General features: G+C 70.6%; 19 protein-coding genes and 1 pseudogene. 9 read left to right on the top strand and 11 right to left on the bottom strand.

The genetic code is table 11. The features are described 5' to 3' along the window. Positions 1–41: 41 nt before the first annotated feature. The gene (locus AB0J16_RS35135; RefSeq protein WP_358547574.1) at positions 42–599 is read left to right on the top strand and encodes a hypothetical protein; all 558 of its coding nucleotides are present in this window, start codon (positions 42–44) and stop codon (positions 597–599) included. Here the strand turns inward: AB0J16_RS35135 and AB0J16_RS35130 are convergent. After that, positions 580–1,062 (bottom strand): hypothetical protein, encoded by a 483-nt coding sequence (locus AB0J16_RS35130; RefSeq protein ID WP_358547571.1) that lies wholly within the window; start codon positions 1,060–1,062, stop codon positions 580–582. The two genes, AB0J16_RS35135 and AB0J16_RS35130, sit on opposite strands and share 20 nt — an antisense overlap. Positions 1,063–1,229: 167 nt before the next feature. Here AB0J16_RS35130 and AB0J16_RS35125 point away from each other — a divergent pair, with 167 nt between their 5' ends. Both AB0J16_RS35125 and AB0J16_RS35120 read left to right on the top strand, forming a co-directional pair. Next, entirely contained in the window at positions 1,230–4,439 is a 3,210-nt protein-coding gene (locus tag AB0J16_RS35125) for a BTAD domain-containing putative transcriptional regulator (RefSeq protein ID WP_358547568.1), read from the top strand. Between the two features lie 92 nt (positions 4,440–4,531). Continuing rightward, a complete protein-coding gene (locus AB0J16_RS35120; RefSeq protein ID WP_358547565.1) occupies positions 4,532–4,852 on the top strand; it encodes a cupin domain-containing protein in 321 nt (106 codons plus the stop codon). A gap of 270 nt (positions 4,853–5,122) precedes the next feature. On the opposite strand, the gene AB0J16_RS35115 is transcribed toward AB0J16_RS35120, so the two are convergent. The 4 genes and pseudogenes from AB0J16_RS35115 to AB0J16_RS35100 all read right to left on the bottom strand — a co-directional run bounded on the left by AB0J16_RS35115 (position 5,123) and on the right by AB0J16_RS35100 (position 8,663). Next, on the bottom strand, positions 5,123–6,184 hold the full coding sequence (locus tag AB0J16_RS35115; protein WP_358547562.1) for a hypothetical protein: 1,062 nt from the start codon (positions 6,182–6,184) through the stop codon (positions 5,123–5,125). 14 nt (positions 6,185–6,198) lie between these two features. Continuing rightward, positions 6,199–6,609, bottom strand: a pseudogene (locus tag AB0J16_RS35110) (ATP-binding protein); the annotation flags it as partial. Between the two features lie 294 nt (positions 6,610–6,903). Further along, positions 6,904–7,554, bottom strand: a complete 651-nt coding sequence (locus tag AB0J16_RS35105) for a response regulator transcription factor (RefSeq protein WP_357647582.1) — start codon at positions 7,552–7,554, stop codon at positions 6,904–6,906. Further along, on the bottom strand, positions 7,551–8,663 hold the full coding sequence (locus AB0J16_RS35100) for a sensor histidine kinase (protein WP_358547560.1): 1,113 nt from the start codon (positions 8,661–8,663) through the stop codon (positions 7,551–7,553). Before AB0J16_RS35100 ends, AB0J16_RS35105 begins: the two co-directional genes overlap by 4 nt. Before the next feature lie 93 nt (positions 8,664–8,756). Here AB0J16_RS35100 and ggt point away from each other — a divergent pair, with 93 nt between their 5' ends. Beyond that, positions 8,757–10,487 (top strand): gamma-glutamyltransferase, encoded by a 1,731-nt coding sequence (gene ggt, locus AB0J16_RS35095; protein ID WP_358547556.1) that lies wholly within the window; start codon positions 8,757–8,759, stop codon positions 10,485–10,487. Here ggt and AB0J16_RS35090 read toward each other — a convergent pair. After that, entirely contained in the window at positions 10,484–11,938 is a 1,455-nt protein-coding gene (locus AB0J16_RS35090; RefSeq protein WP_358547553.1) for an NAD(P)/FAD-dependent oxidoreductase, read from the bottom strand. The genes ggt and AB0J16_RS35090 overlap by 4 nt on opposite strands. Positions 11,939–12,100: 162 nt before the next feature. Then, entirely contained in the window at positions 12,101–12,271 is a 171-nt protein-coding gene (locus tag AB0J16_RS35085) for a hypothetical protein (protein WP_357941520.1), read from the bottom strand. Positions 12,272–12,376: 105 nt separating this feature from the next. Between AB0J16_RS35085 and AB0J16_RS35080 the strand changes: the two genes are divergently transcribed. Both AB0J16_RS35080 and AB0J16_RS35075 read left to right on the top strand, forming a co-directional pair. Then, positions 12,377–13,162, top strand: coding sequence for an SURF1 family protein (locus tag AB0J16_RS35080; protein ID WP_358547551.1), 786 nt, complete (start codon positions 12,377–12,379; stop codon positions 13,160–13,162). 2 nt (positions 13,163–13,164) lie between these two features. Next, entirely contained in the window at positions 13,165–13,476 is a 312-nt protein-coding gene (locus tag AB0J16_RS35075) for a DUF3817 domain-containing protein (protein WP_358547548.1), read from the top strand. A gap of 26 nt (positions 13,477–13,502) precedes the next feature. Here the strand turns inward: AB0J16_RS35075 and AB0J16_RS35070 are convergent, their stop codons facing one another. The 3 genes from AB0J16_RS35070 to AB0J16_RS35060 form a co-directional block, all read right to left on the bottom strand. Beyond that, positions 13,503–13,697 carry a hypothetical protein gene (locus tag AB0J16_RS35070; RefSeq protein ID WP_358425485.1) on the bottom strand — a complete coding sequence of 65 codons (195 nt, stop codon included), beginning with the start codon at positions 13,695–13,697 and terminating at the stop codon, positions 13,503–13,505. A 117-nt stretch (positions 13,698–13,814) separates the two neighbouring features. Beyond that, entirely contained in the window at positions 13,815–14,918 is a 1,104-nt protein-coding gene (locus AB0J16_RS35065) for a protein kinase (RefSeq protein ID WP_358547544.1), read from the bottom strand. 44 nt (positions 14,919–14,962) lie between these two features. After that, positions 14,963–15,817, bottom strand: a complete 855-nt coding sequence (locus AB0J16_RS35060; RefSeq protein WP_358547541.1) for an arylamine N-acetyltransferase — start codon at positions 15,815–15,817, stop codon at positions 14,963–14,965. A 72-nt stretch (positions 15,818–15,889) separates the two neighbouring features. Here AB0J16_RS35060 and AB0J16_RS35055 point away from each other — a divergent pair, with 72 nt between their 5' ends. Both AB0J16_RS35055 and AB0J16_RS35050 read left to right on the top strand, forming a co-directional pair. Further along, complete coding sequence (locus AB0J16_RS35055; RefSeq protein WP_358547539.1) at positions 15,890–16,573, top strand: response regulator transcription factor; 684 nt, start codon at positions 15,890–15,892, stop codon at positions 16,571–16,573. Continuing rightward, complete coding sequence (locus AB0J16_RS35050; protein ID WP_358547537.1) at positions 16,570–19,860, top strand: DUF4153 domain-containing protein; 3,291 nt, start codon at positions 16,570–16,572, stop codon at positions 19,858–19,860. The genes AB0J16_RS35055 and AB0J16_RS35050 overlap by 4 nt, the downstream gene beginning before the upstream one ends. Positions 19,861–19,872: 12 nt before the next feature. Here the strand turns inward: AB0J16_RS35050 and AB0J16_RS35045 are convergent, their stop codons facing one another. Beyond that, positions 19,873–20,322 carry a hypothetical protein gene (locus tag AB0J16_RS35045; RefSeq protein WP_358547535.1) on the bottom strand — a complete coding sequence of 150 codons (450 nt, stop codon included), beginning with the start codon at positions 20,320–20,322 and terminating at the stop codon, positions 19,873–19,875. A 242-nt stretch (positions 20,323–20,564) separates the two neighbouring features. Here AB0J16_RS35045 and AB0J16_RS35040 point away from each other — a divergent pair, with 242 nt between their 5' ends. Beyond that, on the top strand, positions 20,565–22,136 hold the full coding sequence (locus tag AB0J16_RS35040) for an amidohydrolase family protein (protein WP_358547533.1): 1,572 nt from the start codon (positions 20,565–20,567) through the stop codon (positions 22,134–22,136). Positions 22,137–22,268: the final 132 nt, after the last annotated feature.

Genomic DNA, 22,268 nt, shown 5'->3' with positions numbered 1-22,268 from the left:
TCGGGACGCTCTACAACCGCTTCCCCACGCGGGGTGCCCTGGTGGAGGCGGTCTTCGAGGATCGAAGGGCGGCCGTGGCCGAGCTGGCCGAGCAGGCGCTGGCGATGGACGACGCCTGCGACGGGTTCGTCGCGTTCCTGACCGGCGTGTGCGAGCTGCAGGCCGCCGACCTCGGCTACAACGACCTCGCCGCACGGGGAGCGGCGGTGGACGGAGATCGCGGGTACGGCCTGATGCGCGAGATCCTCGAACGCGCCCAGCGATCCGGGGGCCTGCGGAGCGACATCACACTCGCCGACCTGGCCTTCGTGCTCTGGGGCGTGGCGGCGACCGTCAAGGCCATGTACGCGGTGGCGCCCGGAGCCTGGCGGCGGCACCGCGCCCTGGCCCTGGACGGCCTGCGCGCCGTCGCCGCCCGGCCCTTGCCCGCCCCGCCGATGTCCCACCGCGCAGACCCGCGCCGCGATGCGGGCGTGCTGACGTTCTCTTGGCCCATCTTGGACGGTGACGGAGCGACCCGCTATCCGAAGGTGAAGGCCCTGCCTCGGGACCACGGCAGGGCCTTCACGTTCGGGCGGGTTACAGCCCGGTCACTCTGAACCTGAGGTTGTATTCGTAGTAGCTGTCATGGGTGCCGGAGATGATGCCCCCGACGATGACGGACTGGCCGGTGGAGAGCCCGGCGCAGGTGGAGCCGTACACGATGTACGTGCCGAGGTTGAAACCGGACTTGACGATCGGCGGCTGGACCTCGCGCAGGTTGAAGGCCAACGACGAGCTGCTGCTGAGGTTGACGCTCGCGTAGTCGAAGTCCACCGGGTCGGCGTCGCTGCCGGCGTTCATGTTGACCCAGCTGCTGGGGAACAGTCTCGATCCGACCTCGAGCCTGAGCTCGTCCTTGCCGTCGACCTCGTCCACGGCGGACGCGTCGAGGTCGTAGAACGCGACCGAGCAGTTCGCGGCCGAGGTGGTCGCGCCGGCGGTCGGGGCCGCGGCCACCACTGCCGGGACGGTCAGTCCCACGGCCAGGGCGAGCGCGGGGATCAGCTTCTGAGAGCGCATACTGCTTCTCCTTTGGAGAGGATCGCGTCTCGTGGTGAAACGCGGCATCAGAGTGCGGCAGGCAGCGTGAGCACATCGTTAGAGCGCTGGTCAGTGGCGTAGAGCACGTTCCGTGCACGCCTTTTTCCGTAGTCGCGCGGCGGAGACGCGCCTACCGTGCTGCAGCTATGGGAGACTCGCTGACCCTGCTGTTGCTGGGCCCGCCTGAGCTGGCCGTCGGAGCGCGGCCGGTGGGCATCCGCTCCGCCAAGACCCGCGCCCTGCTCTGCTACCTCGCCACCACACCGGGCCCGCGCCCGCGCGCCGAGCTGGCCGGGCTGCTGTGGGGCGAGCGGCCGGACGCCAACGCCCGCGGCAGTCTGCGCCTGGCGCTGTCGGAGCTGCGCAAGGAGGTGGGCGGGTGGCTGGACATCACCCGCGACCACGTACGGTTCCGCCCCGGCGGCTGCTACGTGGACCACGGACGCCTGGCCGAGACGGCGACCGTGGCAGAGGCATTGCGGTTGTGGCGGGGCGACTTCATGGACGGGGTGTGGTTCTGCGACGCCCCGGCCTTCGGCGGGTGGCTGGAGTCGGAGCGCGGGCGGGCCCGGCTGCGGCTGCGCGAGCTGCTGCTGCGCTCCGGCTCCGCGCCTCCGGCCGATCTCGTACGGCTGGCACGCCTGGTGGCCGGGCTGGACCCGTACGACGAGGAGGCGCACCGCCTGTTGATGGCGGCCCTGGCCGCGGCGGGCAACCGGGCGGCGGCCCTGGCCTGCTACGACGACCTGCGGCTGCGGCTGGCCGACGAACTGGGTGTCGAGCCCGCGCCGGAGACCGCCGCGGCCAGGCGGCGCCTGCTCACCCAGCGGACGGCCGTCCGGCGCGCGCCCCTGCCGGTGCCCAGCACGGAGCTGTACGGCCGGGAGGTGGAGCTGGGGCGGCTGCGTACACTGCTGGCCGCCGAACGCCTGGTCACCCTGCTGGGCCCGGGCGGCGTCGGCAAGACCCGCCTGGCCATCGCCGCCGCTTCGGACTCGGCCCGTTTCGTCTCCTTCGCCGGGGTACGCCCGGAGGCGGCCGTCACCACGCTCGCCCGCCGCCTCGGCGTGGACCTCACGCCGCAGCGCCCCGCCCTGGACCTGCTCCTGGCGGCGCTGGCCCGGCAGGAGGTCCTCCTGGTGCTGGACAACCTCGAGCATCTGCCCGCCTTCGACGCGGTCATCGGGAGCGTCCTGCGTACGGCCCCCGGCGTGCGGGTCCTGGCGACGAGCAGGCGGCGGCTCGACCTGCCCGGTCAGGTGACGTACGAGGTGGCGGGCCTGCCGGGACCGGTGGCCGAGGCCCTGTTCGCGGCCAGGGCGACGCGGGCGCAACCGGCGTTCGACGCCGACCGGGACGCCGCCGCCGTAGCCGCGATCTGCGCCGCCACCGGCGGTCTGCCGCTGGCCATCGAGCTGGCGGCCGGGCTGCTGCGGGCCGTGCCGCCCGCCGAGCTGGGCCGCCACCTCGGCGTGGACCCCGGCCTGCTGTCGGCCGCGGGACCGGCGGCCCGGTCGCGGCACGCCTGCATGCGTACGGTGTTCGAGACCTCCTGGCGGCTCCTCGACCCGGCCGGGCAGAAGGCGCTGGCGGCGCTGGCGGTGTTCGGCGGCGGCTGCACCCTGCCCGCGGCGCTGGAGGTGGCCAGGACCGGGCCGCACGTGCTGGTCCGGCTGGTCGACCAGAGCATGATCGAGCTCACCCCCGCCGGACGGTACGTCATCCACCCGCTCATCCAGCAGCTCGCTGCCGCGCACTTGTCGCCGGGCGAGCGGCGGGCGGCGCGGGAGCGGCACGCCGCGTACTTCTCGCGCCTGCTCGACCGGCACGCCGCCGCCCTGCAGGATGCCTCGGACGCGGAGGTGACCCGCGTGCTGGGGGCGGAGATGGACAACATCCGGCTGGCCTGGGCGGTGTCCGGGGAGCCTGGGTTCCTGGACAACTATTGGGTGTTGTGCCTGCGGCTGCGGCTGTACGAGGAGTCGGGGGCCGTCGTACGGCTGCATCTGGCCCGTACGCCCGAGGCTCCCCGCCTGCGGGCGCGATGGTTGCGGATGGCGTGCGTGAGCGAGCATCAGCTTGCCCGGGAGCGGGAGGCGTACCGGCTGGTCAGGGCGGCGCTCGACACGGTGGGTAGGCCGCTGCCGGCCTCCCGGCCCGGCCTGGTCGCCGCCACCCTGACGGCCGCCGCGCGCCAGGTCCTCCATCGGGTCCTGCCGGTGCCCCGGTCGGAGCGGGACGCCGAGGTGGCGCAGGCATTGACGTTCCTGGCCCGGCTGGCCTACCACCAGCAGGACGTGCCTACGATGCTGGCGGTCTCGTTGCGCCAGCTCAACGCCGCCGACCGTACCTCCGCCCCGGACCTGCGCGCGGAGGCGTACGCGAACTTCGCCACCATCGCCCGCGTCGCCGGTCGCCACCACCTGGCCCATCGCTACGGCGCGCTCGCCGACAGGGCGCTGACCGGCATCGCGCATCCCACGGAGCCCGCGAGCCGCGCCCGCCTGGCCCGGGGCCTGGACCAGCTCTCGGCGGGAGAGTTCGAAGCGGCCCGGGGGTCGTTCGCCGAGTGCCGGGCCAGGACATTGGACCCCCGGGTGGCCGAGAACTGCGCGGGCATGCTCGCGGAGACGGCCCTCTGGCGGGGCGACTTCGAGCAGGCCGTGAACCTGTACGCCGCCACAGCGGAACAGGCGGCGAGCCGGGTCGGCGGCGACATCGGCCGCCACTGGTGCCTGACGGGCCAGGCCGAGGCTCTGCTGCGGATCGAGGGGACCAGGCTCGATCGGGTCGCCGAGGTGCTGGCGGCGGCTCGCGCCTCGACCGAACGCCGCCGCGCCCACGAGCAGCGCCTCGGCCTGCGGGACGGCGCGGTCATGCCGGTGATCCAGGAGTTGCGCCTGCTCACAGCCTCGGCTCGCCTGATCGCGGCTTGTTTGATGGCAGATGGTCGGCGAGAGGTTCTCGCGGTCCGTCTGATGGCGGACGACCCGCGGGAGGCGCTGGCCCGGGCGCTGGATCTGGCCGCCCGCCTGCCGAAGGCCCAGCGCGGCATGCTGGAGTGCTGGTCGGGGCTGGCCGAGCTGCTCTGCCACATGTCCCCGGACCCGGACCCCGCGACGGCCCGGAGGCTCCACCGGCACCTCGCCGAGTACCAGGCTCGCCATCCGGGAGCCGCCGCCCGCATCGGCTGGGCCCGCGCGCTCGTCCTGGCCGCCGCGGGCGAGCGGCGGGCGGCGGCGAAGGCGGCCGGGCAGGCGGTACGGGCGGCCGAACGCCTGTCTGCACCGTACGACCTGCGCCGGGCCCAGGAGGTGGCCGCCCGGCTCGGGGGCGCGGCCGCGGGGCCGCGCTGAAGCGGTCCGCCATCGAGACCCTCGACGCGCTCGCGATCGCCCTGCGCGTCCCGCTGACCGACCTCCTGGCCCGCGACACCGACCCGGGACCGGTGTACGTACCGGGCACCGACCTGGCCGCCGGCGAAGTGGGACGCGAGCTGCTGCGCCGTATCAGCAGCGGCAACAGCCTGGAGATCTGGCGGCTGCGCATGCCCCCCGGCACGCAGCTGGACGGCGTGCCGCACGCGACCGGCACCATCGAGCACCTGCTCGTCTCCTCCGGCCACCTCGCCGCCGGACCCGCAGACGCCCCCACCGAGCTGCGCTCCGGTGACCTGCTCGCCTTCGCGGGAGACGCCCCGCACATCTACCGCACCGGCCCTGAGGCGGCCGACGTCACCGTCGTCATCGCCTCGCCCATCATCAGCTGAAAGACACCCTGAACACGAGCGCCACCGTCGGCGTCGCACCTCCACCGAGCACGACGTCGACAAGGTTCAGAGTCTGCTATGACGGAACGTCTGGCACCATCTATTCGGTGGGTGCCCAGCGTTATATGAGCGCCGAGGTGGAATACACGGGTAACAATTTCGGCATGCTGCGGGCGCGTTCGACGGACACCGGGGATTGGGAGCTGTTCTACTGATCGCCTGGTCATGGCCTGGGCGATGACCAGGCGGCCTGAGAAACGGCTGCACCCATCAAACCCGCAGAAGGGTGACCTGGCGGCCGGACGGTGTGGTCGCCTGCTCGAATCCGCCTCGTTCTTTCCAGGGTGGGGCTTCGGGGCGCCGGTCGAAGATCACTAGTACGCCGGTGGTGAGGGTGAGCCGGTCCAGGTATCGGTCGAGCTGTGCGAGGCCGTCGGGCTTAGGGTCGTTTTCGCTGGCTCGCCAGACTTTCAGCTCCATGGCTTCCCGTTGCACCTGCCGCTCGCCTTCGGGGCCGGTGTAGGGCCAGCGGACCAGTACGTCCAGGCGCTTGGTGCCGGCGGCGTACTCCCGGTCGAGTTGGCCTCCGCCGTTGACGAGGCGGTGCAGGAAGGCCATGAGGATGATCTGGCAGGCGGCCTCGTGGTAGCCCTCCTGCTGGATGAGGACTTCGCCGTGTTCGCGCCAGAACACGACGAACTCCTCCAGCAGCCGTGGCAGGTCGAAACGGCCGTCCGGCATGACGAAACTGTGCGGGTCGGCGCGCACCAGCCGCTCCGTGCGATTGCCCAGAACCCGGAGCAGAACTTCTCGATAGATGGGGTTGGCGATCTCCAAATTCGTGGTGTCACGGATGAGGCCCAGATCGTAGACGTAGGAGGCGTCGTCGTCGAAGGTGTCGTCGTAGGCGTCGTCCATCCCCGGCGACATGCCCGCCACGATCGGTTCGATCACCCGCTTGACCCGAGGCTCGTGCAGCCGGGCGACCAGGGCGTCCAGGTGAGTGGCACGCGCCCGGATCAAGCGCTCCTTGGCCTCGTCCACTTGGGCGGTGGTGATGGTGCCGTTCACCTCCATCTCAATGGTGATCTCATGGGCGAGGGCGTTGACCAGCCAGGGTTGTCCCTGTGTCAGCTCGAAGGCCCGGTCCACCGCGTCTTTGGTGAATTCCTGGCCGGTCGCCTGCGTGTGCTGGCCGTACAGCTCGTCGATCTGGTCGGCGGTGAAATCGTCCAGGCGCAGTGACTTGGTGATGATGTTGAACGGGCTGGCCGGGTTGGACTGGCCGGGATCGCCGCCCGAGGCGACCTTGTAGTCACGCAGATCGCGCAACCCGCACAGCACCACGGAGACGGGGAACGGATAGCCTTCTGGCCGTCGCGCAGTTGGCTGAGGATGCTGACCAGGCTGTTGCCCTGCAGGGCGTCGATTTCATCCATGAACAGCACCACCCGGTGCGGGCAGTGGCGGCACCACTCGCTCAGCGCCTCAACGAACCGGCTTCCCGGTGTGACTCGCGGCCATGGGTCCGGCGGCAAGAGCGCGTCGGGCCAGCCCGACCGCTTGGCAGCCGCGCGGAGGGAGTCCAGCAGAAGTGATTCCGCGCGGGCGAAGTCGTCACCGGCCGCCTTGGCACGCTCGCAGGAGAACATCAGAGCGGCGATATCGCCCTCTGCGGTCAGCTCGGAGGCCAGCGTGCGCAGCGTGGTCGTCTTCCCGGTCTGCCGGGGCGCGTGCAGCACGAAATAGCGATCCATCTCGATGAGTACCCGTGCCCCGGGAAGCCGTGGCGTGGGGGATAGCATGTAATGGCGTCGCGGGTCGCAGGGGCCGGCGGTGTTGAAAGATCTCGCTCGGGGTGGCCGCATGGTCACATTCTGCCATCGCATTGCCGCTCGGGTCCGGCCAGTCGGAACCATGTCAGTGGGCCGGTGACGGTGATGTGCTCCAGATGGCGGATGAGCATGTCGATCGGGGATCACGGCACCCCCCACTGAACACAGTCTGAGCCCCATTGTGCGAAGCGCCGACCAGGCGAAGGCCGTGCTTGTCTATAGCCAGCCGGGTTTCACCAGGCCGGATTCGTAGGCGATGACGACGAGTTGGGCGCGGTCGCGGGCGTGGAGTTTCATCATGGCTCGGCTGACGTGCGTCTTCGCCGTGGCGGGGGACATGAAGAGGTCCGCGGCTATCTCGTCGTTCGTCTTGCCGGTGCCTACCAGTGACAGGACTTCGCGTTCGCGGTCCGTCAGTTGGTCCAGGTGGTGGTTGGTGGCCGAGGGTTCCTTGGCGCGGGTGGCGTACTCGGCGATCAGGCGGCGGGTGACGCTGGGGGACAGGAGGGCTTCGCCGGCCGCGACCACACGGACCGCCTGGATGAGCTCCGCCGGTTCCGTGTCCTTGACGAGGAAGCCGCTGGCGCCGCCGCGCAGGGCCTCGAAGACGTACTCGTCCAGCTCGAACGTTGTCAGGATGATGACGCGCGGGCCCGGTGGCATCTGGCGGGTGGCGGCCAGGCCGTCGGTGCCGGGCATGCGGATGTCCATGAGCACCACGTCCGGCTCGTGCTCGCGTGACAGGCGTACCGCCTCGGCGCCGTCGGCGGCCTCCGCGACCACCGTCATGTCAGGCTGGGCATCCAGCAGGGCCTTGAAGCCCGCCCGGACGAGAGCCTGGTCGTCGGCCAGTACGAGCTTGATCATGAGGTCTCCTCGGGGAGGGGCAGTGTGGCCTCGACCTGGAAGCCGTTGCCTGCCGGGCCGGCGGTCAGGGTGCCGCCGAGGGCTGAGGCGCGTTCGCGCATGCCGGGGATGCCGTTGCCGCTGCCTGCCTCCGTCAGTACGGCCGGTTTCGTCGCGCCGGTGTCCGTGACCAGGATGCCCAGCGCGCCTGTGCCGTACTCGAGCCGGACCGTCACCCGCGCCCCGGGCGCGTGGCGGGCGGCGTTCGTGAGGGCTTCCTGGATGATCCGGTACGCGGCGCGTTCGAGCTGCGGCGGCAGCGGCCGGGAGCCGACGCGTTTGAGCGTCACGTCCAGGCCGGAGCGTGCCACGAGTTCGTCGAGGCGGTCGAGCCCGGCCGTGGGGGAGCGGGGCGCGCCTTCGCGCAGCACGTTGAGGACTGAGCGCATCTCGCCGAGAACCTCCTTGGAGGCGGACTTGATGGTGGTCAGGGCGGTACGGGCCTGCTCGGGCTGATCGTCCATGAGATGCAGGGCGGTGGACGCCTGGACGTGGATCAGCGAGATGTTGTGCGCCAGTACGTCGTGCAGCTCCTGCGCCATCGTCAGCCGCTCCTCGCTGGCCTGTCGCCTCGACTCCTCCTCGACGACCCGCTGGTGCTCGGCACGCCGCTCACTGCGGATCCTGACCAGCTCGGCGATCACCATGAACAGCAGGATGAACGCGGTGATCGCCAGCGTGTGGAAGATCCAAAGCCCCTGGTTGCCCCCCAAAGAGGCATAAATCAGGAAAACGGCGAGCGTGACCCCCGAGAGGATCCACGCGACCAGCCGCCGACCCCTGAGGACGAGCGACCCGAGCATGTATATCGGCGCCAGAAAAACCGGCCCATACGGATAGCCAACCACCACATACGCATATGTCGCCAAAAGCGTGACGGCGGTCGAAAGAACGGGAAATTTACGGCAGGCCACGATCGCTGCCGGCCCCACCAGCAGCAACACGTACGCCAGCGAATCCAGCGGCGCCCTGAAATCCCGCTGCCCCCAGGCCGCCCCCTGCGACAGCACCACCTGGATCACCGCGACGACCAAAGCGACGTAGACGTCGTTTCCCGGCTTCTTTCGCACCCCCCAACGCTAGGCCACCCGCTTGACCTGCGCATCATCCTCGCGCCGCAGGGGGCCCTACCACGATGGGCGTACCTGGGCCATCGTGGACACATGCGCCGAGTGATCGTTCCTGCAGCAGCAGCAATCCTCATCTCGCTGGCCTCCACCCCAGCACTGGCCACTCCCACACCGCAGCAGAAGGCCCCCGTCGCCGAGGGGTACGGCGGTGCGGTCGCCACGGTGGACTTCGACGCCAGCAAGGCCGCCATCGCCGTACTCAAACAGGGCGGCAACGCCATGGACGCGGCCGTCGCCGCCGGCGCCGTGCTCGGCGTGACCGAGCCCTACTCCTCGGGCCTGACCGGGGGCGGCTTCATGGTCTACTACGACGCCCGCAGCCGCAGGGTGGTCACGCTGGACGGCCGCGAGACCGCCCCGAAGGCCATGACCGCCACCACGCTGGAGGGCATCCCGTTCGACGAGGGCGTCACCAGCGGCCTGTCGGCCGGCATCCCCGGCACGCTCGCGCAGTGGGACGTTGCCCTGCGGAAGTACGGCACGCTCTCGCTGAAGCAGGCGCTCCAGCCCGCCATCGAGGTGGCGTCCAAGGGCTTCGTCGTCGACCAGACCTTCTACGACCAGACCGCCGCGAACCTCGCCCGCTTCAAGGACATCACCTCCACCGCCAAGCTCTACCTCCCGAACGGCGCCCCGCCGCCCGTCGGCTCCGTCTTCAAGAACCCCGAACTCGCCGCCACCTACCGCGAGCTGGGCAAACGCGGAATCAGCTGGCTGTACGACGGACAGCTCGGCAAGGAGATCGTCGCCACGGTCAAGCAGCCGCCCGTCACCCCCGGCGCCACCCGCAACGTACGGCCGGGCCTGATGGAGCTGTCCGACCTGCGCGCCTACCGGGTGCTCCAGCGCGACCCCACGCGCGTGGACTACAACGGCATGCAGGTGTACGGCATGGCGCCGCCCTCCTCCGGTGGCTCGACCGTGGGCGAAGCGCTCAACATCCTGGAGGCCCTGCCGAGCGTCGGCCTGCACGAATACCTGGAGGCCTCCCGCCTGGCCTTCGCCGACCGCAACAAGTACGTCGGCGACATCCCGAACGTGCCGCTCAAGGAGCTGCTGTCCGACGGCTTCGCCAAGGAACGCGCCTGCCTGATCGGCGACAAGGCGATGGCCAACCCCGCTCCCCCCGGCAACCCCGACGGCAGCTATGAGGCGTGCGCCACCCCGGCGGGCACGGCCACGGCGACCACCGACGAAGGCCCCGAGACGACCCACATGACCATCACCGACCGGTGGGGCAACGTGGTCGCCTACAACCTGACGATCGAGTCCACCGGCGGCAACGGCATCGTGGTCCCGGGGCGCGGGGTGCTGCTCAACAACGAGCTCACGGACTTCACCTTCGGCCCCGCCCCCGGTGACCCGAACCTGCCGGCCCCCGGCAAGCGCCCGCGCTCGTCGATGGCGCCGACGCTGATCTTCGCCCATGGCCGGCCAGTGCTGGCGGCCGGTTCGCCGGGCGGCTCGACGATCATCACGACCGTGCTGCAGATCCTGGTCAACCGCTTCGAGCTGGGCATGAGCCTGCCCGACGCGGTCGCCGCGCCGCGGGCCACGCAGCGCAACACCGAGCAGACGCTGGCCGAGCAGGCCTTCCTCGACAAGTACCGGGCCGAGTTGGAGGCGCGCGGGCACAAGCTCGCACTGACCACGGAGATCGGCGCGGCCACCGCGCTGGAGTTCCTGGGCCGGGGCAAGGTGCAGGCGGTCGCCGAACCGGTCCGGCGGGGCGGCGGCAGTGCCCTGGTGGTGAAACCCGGCTAGTAGATCAGTTCGTACGCGCCGGGCTTCATCTTCCGGGTACGCGCCCAGTACTCGAAGGTGAAGCCCGGCCACAGCGTCCGGTTCACCCCGTGCTCGTCCAGATACCAGGACCGGCAGCCGCCCGCGTTCCACACCAGCGGGTCGAGCCGTTCGCGCAGCCGCCGGTTGAACGCCCGCTGCCGTCCCGGCTTGACGTCGATGGCCCTGGCCTGGGTCTTGGAGAGCAGCCGCAGGCAGTCCATCACGTAGCGGACCTGCGACTCGATCATGAAGACGACCGAGTTGTGGCCGAGGCCGGTGTTCGGGCCGAGCAGGAAGAACAGGTTCGGGAACCCGGCAGTGGAGATGCCGTAATAGGTCTCGATGCCGTCCTGCCAGGCGTCCTGGATCTTCAGCCCGTCGCGGCCCACGATGCGCTGCCGCTGGAGCGCCTCGGTCACCTTGAACCCGGTGCCGTAGACGATCACGTCCACCTCGTGCTCGACCCCGGCGACGTCGACGATCGAGTGCTCCCTGATCTCGGCGATCCCGTCGGTGACCAGCGAGACGTTCGGCCGGGTCAGCGCCGGATAGTAGTCGCTGGACAGCAGGATGCGCTTGCAGCCGATCGTGTAGTCGGGCGTCAGCCGCTCACGCAACTCCGGGTCGGGAATCTGCCTCTCCAGGTGCTTGAGTGCCGCTTGCTCGGACGCCTTCATCAGCTTCGGGTCGAGGGTGAAGCCCAGCGCCCTGGTCTCCAGCAGCCAATAGATGGCGTTGCGGACCGTCCTGGCGGCGCCCGGCAACCGCATGAGCCGCTGTGCCCAGGGCGAGAAGCCGAAGTCCGGTTTGGGGTGGATCCAGGGTGGTGTGCGCTGGAACACGGTGAGCCGCGCCGCGCGTTCCGCGATCCGCGGCACGAACTGGATGGCCGAGGCCCCGGTGCCGATGACCGCGACGCGCTTGCCGGCCAGATCGACCGAGTGATCCCACTCGGCGGAGTGGAAGGCCGCCCCCGCAAAAACCTCACGTCCCGAAATTTCGGGGAATGATGGGATGTGTAGGGCGCCGATGCCCGACACCACGGCATTCGTCCGCAGGGTCTCGCCGTCGTCCGTGGTCACCGCCCACCGGCGGTCAAGGTCGTCGTACTTCAGCGCGACGACGCGCTTGCCGTACCGGAAATGCGGGGTGATGCCATGCTTCTCGCCGCACGCCCGCAGGTAGTCCCAGATCTCCTCCTGCGGGGAGAACATCCGCGACCAGCCGGGATTGAGGTCGAACGAGTAGGAGTACATGGGCGACGGCACGTCGCACGCGCAGCCGGGATAGGTGTTGTCGCGCCAGGTGCCACCCAGGTCGGCGGCCTTCTCCAGGATGACGAAGTCGTGGTAGCCGGCGGCCTTGAGCTTGATCGCCATGCCGATCCCGGCGAAGCCCGAACCGATGATCACTATTCCTGGCTCGTCCACTGCTCCTCCGCGTTATTAGACGACTCGTCCAATGTAATGAGAGGCGTCCAGGTCCGTCCAGGGTGACCCATATCACACCGACTGGTCGGTATGTTACCTGCCCTCAGGGCACACGAAAAGCGCCGAGAGCGGGTGGCCGTCGGCGCTCTGAAGTGCGCGGGGTTAGCGCAGGAGCAGGAAGGCCGCGACGCCGATGATCACGACGACGGCGATCACCGCGACGATCGGCAGAATGGGGGACTTCTTGCTCGGCGCCGCCTCCTGCTCGGACCGCTGCGCGAACGCGCGGAACTGCTGAGTGTTGCCGGCAGGGTCGATATGCTGGTCAGACATGTCCAGCAGCTTAGCGTGATCGTCTGGTGCGCTTGCCGCTTTTGGTGTGATCTGTGGACATGGGCTGATTAGGGGACCGGCCTGGTGGCCGGATAGCTTTGAAGCATGCTCCGGACCCTGTTCTCCCCACGCGTGGTGGGGTTGCACCTGCTGACGATCGGGGTCCTGATCGCGTTCATCCTGCTCGGGCGCTGGCAGCTCGGCGTGTTCCAGGATTCCGGCAAGCCGCACGCGGTCACCGATCCCGCCGCCGTCGGTGTCGCCACGCTGTCCCAGGTGGGTGCGCAGCTGACCGGGCCCGCCGTGGGCCGCAAGGTCTCGGCGGAGGGCGTCTACGACGCGCCGCGCCAGTTGCTGGTGGCCGATCGGCCGGCCGATGTCGACGCGCCCGGCGGCAACGTCTCGCGCGACGAGGGCTACTGGGTCCTCACGCCGCTCCGGCTCGATGACGGCACGCTGGTGCCGGTCATCCGCGGCTGGGTGGCCAAGGCCGGCGATCCGGCGGCGGCCGTGCCCGGTGGCAAGGTCGCAGTGACCGGGCGGCTGCGCCCGTCGCAAGGCACTGACAGCGTGCAGCGCCGCACCGAGGGGCTTCCCGCAGGGCAGGTGCAGACGGTGTCCACCGGTGAGCTGATCAACCTGTGGAGCGGGCAGAAGGTGCGCAACGGTTATGTCGTCGCCCAGCCCGCCTCGGGGCCGCTGACGCAGGTAAAGGTCCGGCCGCCGGTCGTCGGCGGGGAATTGACTTGGCGTAATCTCGCTTATGCCGCCAACTGGTGGATCTTCGCGGGGTTCGCCGTGTTCATGTGGTTCCACTTCGTACGCGATGCCGTGCGAGCGGATCGTGATCGGGACAGTGGCAAGTCCCCTGAGATGGTTCTGGAAGGTTAACGGTGGAATCGGCTCTGAAGCCCTTCCGGGTGCTCGCCTACATCGTCGGCGTGATGCTGCTCGTGCTCTGCGTGGCCATGGTGCTCCGATACGGCTTCGGCGTCGTGGGCCTGTCGAAGATCGTGGCGCCCATCCACGGCTTCCTCTACATGATCTACCTGATCACGGTGATGAACCTGGGGATGAAGGCGCGCTGGAGCTGGCCGTACATGCTGGGCATCATGCTCGGCGGCACGGTGCCGTTCCTGTCGTTCTACATCGAACGCCGGGTGACGAGCCGGGTGCACACGGCCCTGGCCGCGGCGGCGGCCTGAGGCCCCGCCGCGCGCCTTTTCTCGCCTTAGCTGCCGATGCCGCGTCTGCGGGCTCGCTTGAGCCGCTCGCGCTGCGACGGGTCGAGCATCAGGTAGCCGACCACCGGGGCGGCGACCACGCCGAGGACGACCAGCATGGTGATGAAGCCGGGCCCGAAGAAGATCAGCGAGAGCAGAACCGCGGCGCCTGCGCCGATGGCGTACTTCTGGACTGGTGACATCCTCAACTTCCTCCGTACGCGGAGCGCGCGCCCCGCCTCTCCCATTGTGCGTCTTGAGTCCAACGAGTGGACCACTCCAGTGGTTCCATTCGCGATATATCTTAAAAAATTCGTATCTCAAAACAGGTCCGCGACGGCCTTGAGGTCCTTACGGAGCGCGTCCGGCCCCGGCCGGTGCGCCGGGAACCCCGACAGCAGGCGGAACAGGACCGGCGCCAACGCGCCCGCCTTGGCCAGCGGGGCGCCGGGGGCGGGCGGATGCCCCTCGACGGCCGCGAACAACGTGGCGCCCAGCGACCACAGGTCCGCCGCGGGTCCTGGCACGCGTTCTGGCGCCGTGTAGGCCGGGATCGTCGCCGGCATCACGGGCGCATGCGACACCGGCGCGGGCACGGGCGTGGTGGCCAGCGTGGCCCGGCCGGCCGTGTCGATCAGGACGTTGCCCGGCTGTACGCCGCCGTGATGCGATCCCCGGGCGTGCAGGTCGGCCAGCTGGTCGAGTACGGCCAGCCCGATCTCGGCCACCCGGGCGGGCGGCAGCGGCCCGGCGGTGGCGAGTATGTGCCCGAGCGTCTGCTCCACGGCGAGCCGGTCGAGCATCCCGGCCACCACGTCGACCGGGGGCGGTCCGGTGGGCTCCAGCATGGCCCTGACCAGCCATCGGAAGGCGTCGGTGCTTTCCGCGGGAGCCCGCCCCGGCGGCCGGCCCTCGACGGCGAAGTGCAGCGTCGCGGCCATCGACCACATGTCGGCGGCCGGCCGCATGCCCAGCCCCGGCAGCCCGAACCCGGTGAGCACCGCCCGGCCCGTCGAGGTGAGCAGCACGTTGCCCGGATTGACCCGCCCGTGCACGATCCCCGTGTCATGAGCGGTCCGCAGCGCCGACAGCAGGCACACGCCCACCCGGGCGGCCTGCTGCACGGGCAAGGGGTGCCGCGAGTCCACGGTCTGCTCCAGCGAGGTGCCGGAGACGAACTCCATCACCAGCCACGGCTCGCCGTCCTCCACCACCACGTCGAGAACCGGTACGACGGAGGCATGCCGAAGCCCGGCGGCCCGCCGCGCGTCCTGCACCGCGGATCCGCGTAACTCGGCGGGCACACGTAGCTCCCTGACCGCGACGTCACGATGTTCTACCTCGTCGAACGCCAGTCGTACGGAACCCGCGCCCAAAGGGTTCAGCAGCCGGTAGCGACCGGCGAGCTTCTTGGTCTCTCCCATCCCGAGGTGCACGATATCGCCACGTTCTATGGCAAAGCCATGGGCTAGGCGTGGGTTCCTGACAGCCACTTCTCGTGCGCGTCGTGAACCTTCCCGAACAGGGCTTCTTTCTCTTCTTGCCGCACGTCGTCCAGGTGCAATCCGAACACGTCGGACAACGCGGAGTAGTAGTCACGAGCCGTGTGGAGAGTGATGGAATGGGCGCCGTTGCCCACGCGCGACAGGACGAGCCCGCGGAGGAGATCCACGCCGGAAGCGTCCCGCCGGGCGATCGTCGCGACCCGCACGAAACCCGATTCCGGCGACGTCGACAGGTGATGATGCATCGCAGTAAAAGCTGACATGTCGGTCGGGGTGGGGTCGAAGTCCATGCCCGGGAACGAGCCACTCGGGTCGTGGTCGAACCGCCAGCCTCCCGGCGCGACCTCGGAACGCCGCAGGCCGTACGAGAAAGGGCCCTGCCGGTAGACGCCCGCGACCAGCGGGAGCGGCTCGTGCAGCGCGTCGCCCAGCCCCAGGTCGGCCAGCCACTCGCCGCCCGGATTGTCGTCGGACGGCAGCCCGCGCACGGTGAGCACCAGGTGGTTGGCGGTGATGCCGGGCGCGCCGTTGGGGGCCTGCACGCCGCCCACGTGCCTGGTCACGTCGTAGCCGAGCTCCATGAGCAGCAGGGAGAACGCGCCGTTCAGGTGGTAGCAGTAGCCGCCGCGGCCGCCGATGATCCGCCCGGCCGATTCGGCGGGATCGACCGTGGTGGGACGGCCGAGCCAGATCTGCAGCGCCTCGTACGGCACCCGCTCGATGTGCGCGACGTGCAGCCGGCGCAGGTTCTCGGCCGTGGGCGGGGCGGTCAGCAGGTCGGGAAGCCCGAGGCGGCGCAGGTATCCGTCCGTGTTCACCGACCAAGTCTGCACCGGATATGCACAGATTGGGGAGTGCCGTCTGCACAGCCCCCTTCTAGGCTTTCGTCCGTGGCAGAGCAGCGACGCATCCTCCTGGTCGAGGACGACGAGACCATCGCCCTGGCCGTACGGAACCGGCTGGCGGCCGAGGGGTTCGACGTCAGGGTGGCGGGGGACGGGGAGACGGCCCTGGCCGAGTACGGCAGGGCGGAGCCCGATCTGGTGATCCTGGACCGGCTGCTGCCGGGACTCGACGGGCTGGAGGTGTGCCGCCGGATGCAGGCGGCCCGGCCGGTGCCGGTGCTCATGCTGACCGCGCTCGGTGAGGAGACCGACGTGCTGGTCGGGCTCGGGGTGGGCGCGGACGACTACTTGGCCAAGCCGTTCAGCATGCGCGAACTGGTGGCCCGGATCCACGCGCTGCTGCGCCGGGTCGAGCGGGCCGTCCAGCTCGCCTCCGAGGACACGGTGATCAGGGTGGGCGAGGTGGAGATCGACACCGCGGCCCGCCGGGTGTTCGTGCGCGGCGCCGAGGCGCAGCTCACCAGGACGGAGTTCGACCTGCTGCGCCGCCTGGCCGAGCGGCCCGGCCAGGTCTTCGAGCGCGACCGGCTGCTGTCGGACGTGTGGGGTTTCTCCGAGGCCGCCGCGACCAGGACCGTGGACAGCCACGTACGCGCGTTACGCCGCAAGCTCGGCTCCGGCGTCGTCCGCACGGTGCACGGCGTCGGCTACGCGCTGGTCCGCCGATGAGGCAGCCGCTCGACTTCCTCGGCCGCATCAAGGTCAAGCTCGGCCTGGTGATCGTGCTGGCCGTGGGCACCGCCTTCCTGGTCAACGAGGTCGGCATCAACTCCGGCCTCTCCCGGCCCATCCGGATCGTGGTCGCGCTGATCCTCGCCCTGATCATGGTGCAGGTGCTCGCCATGGGCATGACCAAGCCGCTGCGCCAGATGGCCAGGGCCGCCCAGACCATCGCCAAGGGCCGCTACACGCTGCGCGTCCGCGCCACCTCGCGCGACGAGGTCGGGGAGCTGGCCAGGGCGTTCAACGCGATGGCGGCCGACCTCGGCGAGGTCGACCGGCAACGGCGCGAGCTCGTCGCGAACGTCAGCCACGAGCTGCGCACCCCCATCACCGGCCTGCGCGCCGTCCTGGAGAACGTCGTGGACGGCGTCTCCGCGGCCGACCCGGTCACCATGAAGACCGCGCTCGCCCAGACCGAACGGCTCGGCCGGCTCGTGGCGCAACTGCTCGACCTGTCACGGCTCGACTCGGGCGTGCGCCTCATGGAACCGGAACCGGTCGAGCTCGCACCGCTGCTGGAGCAGGCCGTACGCGAGGCCGCGCTGGCGCGGGAGGACGTCCGGCTCACCCCGGTGGTCCCCGCCGACCTCGTCGTACGCGCCGACCCCGACCTGCTCGCCCAGGTCCTGGCGAACCTGCTCGACAACGCGGTACGCCACAGCCCGCCCGGCGGCTCGGTCACCGTGACGGGCGCGCCCGACGGGGACGGGGTGCGCATCACCATCGCCGACCAGGGGCCGGGGATCCCCGCCTCGGCTCACGGGCGGGTGTTCGAGCGCTTCTCCCGGCTGGACGCGGGGCGGACGGCGGACGGCGGGGGTGCCGGGCTGGGGCTGGCGATCGTCAAGGAGATCGTCGAACTGCACGGCGGTTCGATCCGCATCGACGACTGCGCGGGGTGCCGCATGATCGTCGATCTACCAGGGAGGACCATCATGGCGGATACGCCATTAGAACCTGTTTCGGGGGCCGGCGAAGGGGTGCCGCCTGCTGCGGCGGGTGATGCTTTAGTCGAGTCGGAGGTTCTCGCCGCGGCGGTCGGTGGGGTTGAGCCGGGTCTGTCTGAGGTGCGGGCCACGGGGGATGTGGAGGCCACGCCGGAGACCGAGACGGCGGGGCAGGCGGTGCTCGCGGCTTCGTCGGCTCAGGAGCCGGGGTCGTCGGCCCCACCGGTCCCGTCGGCCCAGCCGGTCCCATCGGCTTTGTCGGACTCGTTGGCGCAGCTGGTCGCGCTGGCTCAGCCGGTGGTCTCGGGTCAGCCGGCCGCGCCGGGTCAGCCGATCGCTCTGGCTCCGTCGGGCGGTTCGTCGGGAGTTTCGCCGTCGTCGGCGCAGGCGGCCGTGTCGGTGGTGCCGGTGTCTGCCGGGCGGCTTGCGCGGATGGTCGGGGGAGGAGTCATCGGGCTGCTTCTCGGGTTCCTGGTCGGGCTGTTCGCGGCCGTGTTCGTCAGTGTGGCCTTGGGCAGCGACACGGCCGCGCTCATCACGCTCGTGCTGGTCACCGCGCTCATCGGGGCCGTCGGGGTGTCTCTGGGGGCGGGTACCGGGCGACGGGCTGTCGCTGCCCCGCCCTACCAGCCCGCTCAGGGTCGGTCGCCGGGCCAGCCGTACCAGGGGCAGGGGCAGCCTGGTCCGCAGGTTCACGGTTCGCAGGTCCACGGTTCGCAGGTTCACGGTTCGCAGGTGTACGGGCCGCAAGTCCCTGGTCCGCAGGTCCCCGGACCGCAGGGGCACGGGCCGCAGTCACCGCCTCCGCCGTACGTCCCGCCACCGCTCTTCCCGCGCCCCGACCTGCCCGAGACGCCGCGCTGGCTGCTGCCGGCGGCGGCGGGGGCCGGCGTGTTCACGGCCGTGGCGTTGCCGGACGCGCAGGTGGGGCTGGGGATCGTCCTGGTCACGATGGTGCTGGGCGCCGCGGCGCTGCCCGCGGTGCTGCGGCGAATCACGCCCTGGACGGTGCTGTTCGGCCTGACCGCCTACTGGCTGATCGCGATGGCCGCCGTGCGGGACGCCGACTGGCTGGTCGGGATCCTGTTCATGGCCGGGTGCGGGCTGCTGGCGCTGGCCGTCTCAGGGGCGGGGTTCGGCTGGCTGGGCGTGATCAGGGGCGGCGTGTCGGTGCTGCTCGCGCTGGGGCCGGTGCCGTGGTTCCTGGCCAAGCCGCTGAAGCGGCTGACCGCCAAGCGGCGCATCCTGCCCATGGTCGCGGCCCTGGGCATCACGGCGGTGTTGCTGGTGGTGTTCGGGCTGCTGTTCGCCTCGGCCGACCCCGTGTTCGCCACCTACCTGGAGCGCCTGACCGCGACCCCGGACTGGGCCGAGTCGGTGCCGCTGCGGATCTTCCTGTTCCTGGTGGGGGCCGTGCTGCTGGCCGCCGTGGTGCTGGTCGCGCTGCGGCCCGTGGTGGATCCGGTCGGGCCCGAGGTCAAGTTCGGCGTGTCCAGGAGCGTCTGGGTGGTGCCGCTGACCGCGGTGAACCTGCTGTTCGCGGCGTTCGTGGCCGTACAGATCACCGTGCTGTTCGGCGGCGACTCCTGGGTGCTCAAGACCGCCGGTCTCACCTACGCCGAGTACGCCCGGCAGGGCTTCTTCCAGCTTGTCGTCGTCAGCGTGTTCGTGATGTGCATCGTCGCCGTCGTGGCCGGCCTGCTCCGGACCGAGCGGCGCGAACGCTGGCTGCTGGCCGGCCAGCTCGGCGTGCTCTGCGCCCTCACCATGGTCGTGCTGGCCTCCGCGCTGCACCGCATGGACCTCTACACCGAGGCGTACGGCCTGTCCCGGCTACGCCTGTCGGTGCAGGCCACGGTGTGGTGGCTGGGCGCGCTGTTCGCCCTGGTCATACTGGCGGGCGCGGCCCGGCTGGCCGGTCGCGGCTCCGGCTGGCTGCCCCGCACGATCGTGCTGGTCACCGGGCTCGGACTGGGCGCGTTCGCGATCGTCAACCCGGACTTCCAGGTGGCCCAGACGCAGGTGGTGGTACGCGGGCCGGCCAAGCTGGACGCGGACTACCTGGGCGACCTCGGCGCGGAAGCCGTACCGGCCCTGGACCGGCTCCCTGAGCCGCAACGCAGCTGCGTACTGACCGACGTGATCAAGGCCAACGGCCTGAACCAGCCGGACGCCTGGAACGGCTGGAACCTGGCCAGGTCGCAGGCCCGCGAACTCCTCGCCAAGCGCCCGGTCGCCACCACGGCCACGGGCTGCGACCGCCCGGAGCCCCGGATCTCCGACTGACGGCCGGTGGTCCTAGCAGTGGGGGTTGGCGGCCTTATAACCGTGCTTGAACGTCTTCGACCGGCCCTTGAAGTGCCCCTTCACACACCGGTGGAACCTGGCCGCGTCCGCGGCGCCCCGTCTCTTGCCCTGTTGCCTGGACTGGGCGCGCCCGGACGTACCGCCCCCGCCACACCCGGCGTGCTTCCGGCCCACCGCCCAGCCGACCTTGTAGCCGAGTCTGTAGTCCGGCTGGCCGGAAGCCGGGTGTTTGGCCGGGCGGGAGGGCTGGCACCGTACGCCGTTGGCGTAGCCGTCGGAGTAGCCCTTCGCGCAGCCCTGGCCCTTGTCGTCGCACGGGTTCAGCCGTGTCGACAGGGCCGCCGTACGGGTGGCCGGGACCGCCACGGTGAAGCCCTGAGGCAGGGCGAGGGCGGCGACAAGAGCCGATCCTAGGACGACGAGCGCGCCTCTTTCGATCATGACCTTCTCCGTCTCCGGCGAAGAGCACGGCCATGTGTCCCGCCTCGAGCAACGAGCGTCTTGAGGTAATTCCCGCTCATATAGTGGACAAATAGCCATGTAGCGCATTAACCATCTCAAGCTTGATCAAAAGTGATCATGTTCTGTTTTGTCGGCCGTTCGAGTCGGCGACGGCCGCCGGACGGGTTTCCCGGGTTGGACCGCAGCCGCGCGGTACCTGCTGGATCATGTTTAATCCTTGAGTGGCTTTCGATGTGATCATCAGCGGCGGACTCGTGCTCGACGGGACGGGGGCGCCGCCATACCGAGCCGATGTGGCGATCACCGGCGACCGGGTCGCCGCCGTGGGCCGCCTCGACGGCACGGAGGCCGCTTCCGTCATCGACGCGAGCGGACGGTTCGTCGCACCGGGGTTCATCGACTGCCACGCCCACGGCGACGCGGCCGTCTTCGACCCCGCCGTACAGTTGGCGACGCTTCGCCAGGGGGTGACCACGTTCGTACTGGGACAGGATGGCCTGTCCTTCGCCCCCGGCTCCGCCGACACCGTCGCCTACGCGGAACGCTACTTCGCAGCAGTGAACGGCCCTCTTGCGGACAGCCCCCGTACGGACGGGCGCCCTTCGGATGACGTGCGTACCGGCGGCGGGCTGTCGGTCGCCGAGCTGCTCCAGGGATACGACCGCGCGGTCGCGCTCAACACCGCCTACCTGATCCCGCACGGCACGATCCGCTACGACGTCATGGGCCCCTCCTCAGGCACCCCCACACGCGACGAGCTGACCCGCCTGCTCACCCACGTCGAACGCGGCCTGGCGGACGGCGCGGTCGGCCTGTCGAGTGGCCTGGAGTACCTGCCCGGCCGCTACGCCTCAGCAGCGGAACTGGCCGCCCTGTGCGCACCCCTCGCGGGCCTGCCGTACGTTACCCACATGCGCGCCTACGGCGAGCGAGCCGACGTAGGCATGTCGGAGGTCGTCGAGATAGCCCAGCGATCCGGTACGGCCGTGCACATCTCCCACCTGCACGGACCCGCGGACGTCCTGCTCCCCCTGGTGGAGCAGGCGCTGTCCGAGGGCGTGGACCTGACCTTCGACTCCTACCCCTACCTGCGCGGCAACACCATCCTGGCGATGGTCGTCCTGCCGCCCGAGGTCCCGGGCGCCGAGCCGGACCGGGCCCTGGAGATGCTGTCGTCCGGGGAGCTCGACGCCTGGTGGCCGGAGCTGGCGCGGACCTGGCCGCGCCTGACCATCTCCCACGCCCCCGGCCTGGAGTGGGCGGAGGGCCTGGGCATGGTCGAGGCGGCCGAGCGGGCGGGCTTGGCGCCGCACGAGTTCTGCCGTCGCCTGCTCATAGAGACGCGCCTGGAGGCGGGCTGCGTGACGGCCCGTCCCGACGAGGGCCCGGAGGGGGAGGAGTCGGTACGCCGCGTACTGCGCCACCCTTCGCAAACGGGCGGCTCGGACGGCATCTACGTGGGCGGCCACCCGCACCCGCGCGGCTTCGGCGCGTTCGCCCGGTTCCTGGGACGGCACGTGCGCGAGCTGGGCGACTGGACGTGGGGGCAGGCCGCCGTCCATCTGTCGTCGCACCCGGCGCGACGCTTCGGCCTGACGGACCGCGGCCTGCTCCGGCGCGGCTTCGCGGCCGACGTGGTGGTGATCGATCCGGCGACGGTGACGGACCTGGCCACGTACGAGACTCCGCGCACACCGGCGAGGGGAGTGGACGACGTGCTCGTGTCGGGGGTGCCGGTGCTGGCGAACGGTGCCTTGACGGGCAAGACTCCGGGACGAGCGCTGCGCCCGTAACCGGCCGGCGCCCCCTGGAACCACGGACGGGGCCCACAATGCGCACGTCACGGCGCTCAGCCACCTCCACCGGAGGAGCGTGCCCCTGGACAGGGGCCGGCCCCGTGCGGCGGGTGGGGCTCACCGGGCTTG

Origin of the sequence: Nonomuraea sp. NPDC049750 (genome assembly GCF_040659625.1) — a bacterium.
Lineage (GTDB): Bacteria > Actinomycetota > Actinomycetes > Streptosporangiales > Streptosporangiaceae > Nonomuraea.
Note: the sequence above shows the minus strand (reverse complement) of the source record. Positions and strands in the feature narration are given on the sequence as shown.

What these genes read in the sequence shown, in the direction of transcription:
- AB0J16_RS35070 (WP_358425485.1), bottom strand. Translation starts at nt 13,697, where the DNA reads ATGTCACCAGTCCAGAAGTACGCCATCGGCGCAGGCGCCGCGGTTCTG.
- AB0J16_RS35105 (WP_357647582.1), bottom strand. Translation starts at nt 7,554, where the DNA reads ATGATCAAGCTCGTACTGGCCGACGACCAGGCTCTCGTCCGGGCGGGC.
- AB0J16_RS35065 (WP_358547544.1), bottom strand. Translation starts at nt 14,918, where the DNA reads ATGGGAGAGACCAAGAAGCTCGCCGGTCGCTACCGGCTGCTGAACCCT.
- AB0J16_RS35085 (WP_357941520.1), bottom strand. Translation starts at nt 12,271, where the DNA reads ATGTCTGACCAGCATATCGACCCTGCCGGCAACACTCAGCAGTTCCGC.
- AB0J16_RS35125 (WP_358547568.1), top strand. Translation starts at nt 1,230, where the DNA reads ATGGGAGACTCGCTGACCCTGCTGTTGCTGGGCCCGCCTGAGCTGGCC.
- ggt (WP_358547556.1), top strand. Translation starts at nt 8,757, where the DNA reads ATGCGCCGAGTGATCGTTCCTGCAGCAGCAGCAATCCTCATCTCGCTG.
- AB0J16_RS35050 (WP_358547537.1), top strand. Translation starts at nt 16,570, where the DNA reads ATGAGGCAGCCGCTCGACTTCCTCGGCCGCATCAAGGTCAAGCTCGGC.
- AB0J16_RS35080 (WP_358547551.1), top strand. Translation starts at nt 12,377, where the DNA reads ATGCTCCGGACCCTGTTCTCCCCACGCGTGGTGGGGTTGCACCTGCTG.
- AB0J16_RS35045 (WP_358547535.1), bottom strand. Translation starts at nt 20,322, where the DNA reads ATGATCGAAAGAGGCGCGCTCGTCGTCCTAGGATCGGCTCTTGTCGCC.
- AB0J16_RS35130 (WP_358547571.1), bottom strand. Translation starts at nt 1,062, where the DNA reads ATGCGCTCTCAGAAGCTGATCCCCGCGCTCGCCCTGGCCGTGGGACTG.